The organism is Actinomadura sp. BRA 177 (assembly GCF_013372625.1).
In the GTDB taxonomy this organism is placed as follows: domain Bacteria; phylum Actinomycetota; class Actinomycetes; order Streptosporangiales; family Streptosporangiaceae; genus Spirillospora.
This window is the reverse complement of the sequence record NZ_JABXFD010000539.1, coordinates 1-5,855: the sequence shown is the minus strand read 5'-3', so window position 1 is coordinate 5,855 and position 5,855 is coordinate 1. Positions and strand designations below refer to the sequence as shown.

Genomic DNA, 5,855 nt, shown 5'->3' with positions numbered 1-5,855 from the left:
CACCCCCGGGGCTCCGCCCCTGGCCCCCCTTCCTTGGTTTGCGTCCTTGGTTTGGTTTCCTTGCCGTGGCGGACGCTGGAGTCGTTCGGGTTACCTCGGGGTCATGGCCGTCGGCGGCTGCCTGTCCGTCGGCGGCCGGCAAGAAGGACGTGATCAAGGGCGGTGGTGAGAACGTCGCTGGCCGGGAGGTCGAAGGCCGTCCGTGAGTTGGGCGGGGTCGTCGAGGGCGCCGTCTTCGGCATCAGCCATCCGCACTGGATCGAGGACGTCCAGGCGCATGCTCGTGAGTGGGCTGCTGCATTCAGGCGGCCCAAGTACGTGGGCGTCGTTGATTCGCTGCCAAGAAACCCGGCGGCAAGATTCTCACGCGGGGGCTGCGTGCACGGCGCTCGGGCTTGTTGGGGGTTAGCCGTCCTGCTTTAGGTGGGGGGTGAGGGTTAGGGATAGGTGGAGGGTTAGGCGGTCTTGGCCGTTTGTTAGGGAGAGGGTTGTTAGGTCTTCTATGCGGTGTAGGCGGTGGTAGAGGGTTTGGCGGTGGATGTTCAGGGCCTTGGCTGTTTGCTGGACGTTGCCTGCCAGGTCTAGGTAGGTGCGGGCTGTTTCGGTTAGGTCCGGGTGTTGTAGTAGGCGGGCGATGCCCGGGGTTTGGGTTGTTTGGGTGAGGGCTTCGTCGCCTGCCGTGCGGAGGAGGCGGAGGGCGCCCAAGGTCGTCCAGTCTCGGGTTTCGCCGGGGGCGGCTGTGCGGGCCGCTACTCGGGCGCGGAGCCAGCCCTCGTGGACGTCCTCAAGGGTTGGGCAGGGTGTGTAGACGCCTGTTTGGACGGGGGCGTTGCGTTCCTCTAGGAGGCGGCGGGCTCTGTCCAGGGTTGCTGGGGTGGGGGTTGCGGTCGGGATCACTAGGACGTGGTCGCGTTGCCAGAGGGTGGTCAGGACGGAGTGGGGGAGTTGCCACGGGTTCAGGGGTTCTGGGGACGGTGTTCTTAGGACGGCGACTGTTAGGGGTGTTTCGGGGGCTGCGGCTTCTGTCAGGTCGTTTGCTGCCTGGGTGCGGGTTTCGGGGTGGGTTGAGAGCAGGTCGGCGACCTTCCAGGTCAGGTCGTCGCGTTCTCTGGCCTGGCGGGCCATGAGGAGGGCCGCCCGTTCGCAGAGGGGCATCGCCCTGGTCGCCTGGGTGCCCGTTATGCGCTCCTTGTCGTCCAGGAGCCACAGGTAGCCGTACGTCACGTTGTTCCAGCGGACGGGCAGGCAGAGGCGGCCGAGCTGGCCGAGGGACGTGTCGGCCGGGATGCGGACCGGGCCCGTGGCGCGGGCGATGCCGTGGCGTTCGAAGCGGGCGCGGACGGTCTCGGACGCGCGGCGGTGCAGGATCGAGTCCATCCGGACGGGGTCGATGGTGTCGCCGTGGGCGGCGTAGGCGACGAGGTGGAAGTCGCGGTCCTCCAGGGTGGCGGGAGCGCGCAGGAGGTCGGCCGCCTGTTCCACGATGTCCTGCAGGTCGGGAGCCATGTGCCCTCCTTCATACGTTTGTATGAAGTTTAGCAGGGGTGAAAGTGGCATTTGGCTGTGGGAGGACGGGGGTGGCGCCTCTACCGTTCGAGGTGTTCCTCGACGTTGGAGGCTCCCATGCCCTCTCCTCTTCTGCTCGCCGCCGCGCGCAGCGAACGGATGCGCGGTCTCGTTACTTCTGTCCCGCTGACCAGGGGCGTCGTCGACCGGTTCGTCGCGGGTGACGATCTTGAGGCGGCGCTCGTGGCGGTGCGGGAGCTGGGGGACGCGGGGCTCAAGGTCACCCTTGATCATCTCGGGGAGGACACCCGGGAGCCCGCTCAGGCGGTGGGTACGAGGGACGCCTATCTGCGGATGATCTCTTCCTTCGAGGAGTGCGGGCTCGCGGGTGGCGCTGATGCTTCGGTGAAGCTGTCCGCGCTCGGGCAGGCGCTGCCGGGAGAGCTCGCGGTCGACCACGCGCGGGAGATCTGTGCGGCGGCGGGACGGGTCGGCATGACTGTCACGCTCGACATGGAGGACCACACGACCGTCGACTCCACGCTGGAGATTCTCGGCAAGCTGCGGAGCGACTTCCCGTGGGTCGGTGTCGCGGTCCAGGCGATGCTGCGGCGCAGTGAAGGGGATCTCCGGGAGCTGGTGGGGGAGGGCTCGCGGGTCCGGTTGGTCAAGGGCGCTTATGCCGAGCCCGAGTCGGTCGCGTTTCAGGGGCGGCATGAGGTCGACCGTGCCTATGTGCGGGGGCTGCGGTTGTTGATGGAGGGCGACGGCTATCCGATGGTCGGCAGCCATGACCCGCGGATTATTGAGATCGCGCTGGCGTTGGCCGCTGGACGGTCGCCTTCGACTTATGAGTTCCAGATGCTTTACGGGATCCGGGCTGCTGAGCAGCGGCGGCTTGCTGAAGCCCATCAGATGCGCGTCTACGTCCCGTACGGGGCCGACTGGTACGGCTACTTCATGCGGCGCTTGGCCGAACGTCCCGCCAACCTCGTCTTCTTTCTCCGTTCGTTCGTCTCCCGCTAAGGAGGGCCCTTTCCAATGGACGCCGTGACCAACGTTCCGACGCCGGTGAACGAGCCGGTGCGCGGGTACGCGCCGGGCAGCGCAGAGCGGGCCCGGCTGGAGGCCAAGCTCGCCGAGCTGACCGCCGAGGCGCCGGTCGACCTGCCCATGACCATCGGGGGAGAGCGCCGGCTTGGCGGCGGTGCCAAGGTCGCCGTCGTGCAGCCGCACCGGCACGCGTCGGTGCTCGGGACGTTCGGGACCGCGACGCAGGACGACGCGCGGGACGCGATCCAGGCCGCGCTGAAGGCCGCGCCGGCATGGCGGGCGCTGTCCTTCGACGACCGGGCCGCGATCTTCCTGCGCGCCGCCGACCTGCTCGCCGGGCCGTGGCGGGAGACGCTGCTGGCCGCGACGATGCTCGGGCAGTCCAAGACCGTCCAGCAGGCGGAGATCGACAGCCCGTGCGAGCTGGTCGACTTCTGGCGGTTCAACGTGCACTACGCGCGGCGGATCCTCGCCGAGCAGCCGATCAGCGGCGCGGGAGTGTGGAACCGGTCCGACCACCGGCCGCTGGAGGGGTTCGTCTACGCGATCACCCCGTTCAACTTCACCGCGATCGCCGCGAACCTGCCGACCGCGCCCGCGCTGATGGGCGACGTGGTCGTGTGGAAGCCGTCGCCGACGCAGACGTACTCCGCCGTGCTGCTGATGCGTCTGCTGGAGGAGGCCGGGCTGCCGGCCGGCGTCATCAACCTCGTGACCGGAGACGGGCTCGCGGTGTCGGACGTGGCGCTCGGGCATCCGGAGCTGGCCGGGATCCACTTCACCGGGTCGACGGCGACGTTCCGGCACCTGTGGAAGACGGTCGGGAACAACATCGAGAAGTTCCGGAGCTACCCGCGGATCGTCGGGGAGACGGGCGGTAAGGACTTCGTCGTCGCGCATCCGTCCGCCGACCCGGCCGTGCTCAAGACGGCGCTCGTGCGGGGCGCGTTCGAGTACCAGGGGCAGAAGTGCTCGGCGGCCTCGCGGGCGTACATCCCGCGGTCGATCTGGGACGCCGGGTTCAAGGAGGAGCTCGCCGCCGAGGTCGACGGGCTCACCATGGGGGACGTCGCCGACCTGTCCAACTTCATGGGCGCGGTGATCGACGAGCGCGCGTTCGCCAAGAACAAGGCCGCGATCGACCGGGCGCGGGGCGATGCCGGTGTTGAAGTCGTGGCCGGCGGGACGTATGACGACTCGGCCGGATACTTCGTCCGGCCCACCGTTCTGGTCTCCGGCGACCCCGAGAACGAGATCTTCCGGACCGAGTACTTCGGGCCGATCCTCGGCGTCCACGTCTACGAGGACGACCGGTACGAGGAGATGCTCGCCCAGATGGAGTCCGTCGCGGACTACGCGCTGACCGGCGCCGTCATCGCCAACGACCGGGCCGCCGCCGCGCACACCGCCGAGGTGCTCCGGTACGCGGCCGGCAACTTCTACATCAACGACAAGCCGACGGGTGCCGTGGTGGGCCAGCAGCCGTTCGGCGGCGCGCGGGCGTCCGGCACCAACGACAAGGCCGGATCCGTGTTCAACCTGCTGCGCTGGACGTCACCGCGCTCCATCAAGGAGACGCTCGTCCCGCCGACCGACTACCGGTACCCCCACATGGGCTGACGGTCCTTATAGGCCCGTGGCTGGGAGTGAGACCCAGCCGCGGGTGAAGGGGGACGAGATCCGTTCGGACTTCTCCAGGTCCACACCGATGTGCGGGTGGGCCTGGAGAAGCTCCTCCAGCGCGACGCGCGCCTGAAGCTTGGCCAGGTGCGAACCGATGCAGAAATGGACGCCACTGGAGAAGCCCAGGTGGCGCGGAATCTCCCGGGTGATGTCCAGTTCGTGGGCGGACGGGCCGAATTCGCGCTCGTCCCGGTTCGCCGAACCGAACAGCATCATCACCTTCTGACCCTCCGGGATTTCCGTTCCGTGGAGGGTGACGGGGCGTGTGGTGGTTCTGGCGAGTGCTTGTACCGAGCTCTCCAGGCGCAGGAACTCCATCAGCGCGTTCGGAATCAGGGACGGGGTGGCGGCGAGGCGCTCGCGCTGCGCGTGGTCGCCGTCCAGTAGTGCTATCCCGTGCGAGATCAGGTTTCCGGTGGTGTCGTTGCCGCCCGCGACCATGACGAAGCAGAACCCGAGAATGTCCCAGTCGGTGAGGCGTTCCCCGTCCGCCTCGGCCGCCGTCAGCGCACTGATCAGGTCGTCGGACGGGTCGGCTCGGCGCGCGGCGATCACATCCGTGAAGTAGCCGAACATCTCGGCGACCGCACTCACCGCGTCGTTCTTCAGCGACTGGAGGCCGAAGCCTTCGTCCTGCAGGGTCGTCAGCGCGGACACCCACGGATCGAACCGCGCCCGGTCCGCCTCCGGGACGCCCAGCAGGTGGGCCAGGGCGTAGGTCGGGAGAGGGGACGAGAAGTCCTTGTGCAGGTCTGGCACTTCTCCTTCGGCCGTCTTGCGTTCCATCAGAGCGATTCTGGAGCGGACGAACTTGCGCAACAGGTCTTCTAGTGCGGCGATCCTGCGTGGTGTGAAGCCGTGGCTGATCAGGCGGCGCAGGACGGTGTGGCGTGGGGGATCCAGCATCACGATCGTCGGGGCGAGGCCCAGCGTGCCGATCTCGTCCGGGTAGAACGTCAGGCCCTGCGCGGACGAGAACGTGCCCGCGTCCCGCGTCGCCGCCCAGATGTCGTCGAACCGCGACAGCGCCCAGAACGGCGGCTCGTCATGGCGGTGGACGGGGTCGTCGTCACGAAGCCGCCGGTACGCGGGATAGGGATCGGCCTGGAATCCGGGATCGAACGGGTCGTAGACGTCCGCCATGGCACGGCCTCCGCGGGTTGTAACAGGCGTCGTTATTAACGCACCCTGTTAGTATCATCGGCGTGCCGAAAGACGCAAGCGCCACCCGCGAAGCCCTCATCCGCGCCGGCGCCCACCTCTTCGCCGCCCACGGCATCGACGCCGCCCGCACCCGCGACATCGTCCACCACGCCGGACAAGCCAACGACTCCGCCATCACCTACCACTTCGGCTCCCGCGCCGGACTCCTCAACGCCGTCCTCCGCAACGGCATCACCCGCATGGAACCGGCCCGCGCCGCCACCCTCCCCGCACTCCACTCCGGCGACCTCCCCGCCATCGTCCACGCCATCGTCCAACCCACCGCCGACGAACTCCGCACCCAACAAGGCCGCGACTTCCTCCGCATCACCGCCCAACTAGCCGGACGCGCCGGAATCCGCGACCACCACCTCCCACCCCTCCTCCACGGCACCGCCCTCCACCAACAA

At 68.3% G+C, this 5,855-nt stretch carries 5 protein-coding genes; 3 read left to right on the top strand and 2 right to left on the bottom strand.

What is annotated here, in order from left to right; genetic code table 11:
* Positions 1 to 405 precede the first annotated feature (405 nt).
* On the bottom strand, positions 406 to 1,506 hold the full coding sequence (locus tag HUX53_RS30740) for a CdaR family transcriptional regulator (protein ID WP_176406721.1): 1,101 nt from the start codon (positions 1,504 to 1,506) through the stop codon (positions 406 to 408).
* 117 nt (positions 1,507 to 1,623) lie between these two features.
* Here HUX53_RS30740 and HUX53_RS30735 point away from each other — a divergent pair, with 117 nt between their 5' ends.
* Together HUX53_RS30735 and pruA are read left to right on the top strand one after the other, a co-directional pair.
* Complete coding sequence (locus HUX53_RS30735; protein ID WP_176406720.1) at positions 1,624 to 2,532, top strand: proline dehydrogenase family protein; 909 nt, start codon at positions 1,624 to 1,626, stop codon at positions 2,530 to 2,532.
* A gap of 15 nt (positions 2,533 to 2,547) precedes the next feature.
* The gene (gene pruA / locus HUX53_RS30730; RefSeq protein WP_176406719.1) at positions 2,548 to 4,179 is read left to right on the top strand and encodes an L-glutamate gamma-semialdehyde dehydrogenase; all 1,632 of its coding nucleotides are present in this window, start codon (positions 2,548 to 2,550) and stop codon (positions 4,177 to 4,179) included.
* Positions 4,180 to 4,185: 6 nt separating this feature from the next.
* Here pruA and HUX53_RS30725 read toward each other — a convergent pair whose 3' ends face one another.
* Positions 4,186 to 5,385: a cytochrome P450 gene (locus tag HUX53_RS30725; RefSeq protein WP_176406718.1), complete on the bottom strand. Its 1,200-nt coding sequence runs from the start codon at positions 5,383 to 5,385 to the stop codon at positions 4,186 to 4,188.
* Positions 5,386 to 5,447: 62 nt separating this feature from the next.
* Between HUX53_RS30725 and HUX53_RS30720 the strand changes: the two genes are divergently transcribed.
* Positions 5,448 to 5,855 (top strand): TetR family transcriptional regulator (locus HUX53_RS30720; protein ID WP_176406717.1); only part of this gene is annotated, 408 nt, incomplete at its 3' end.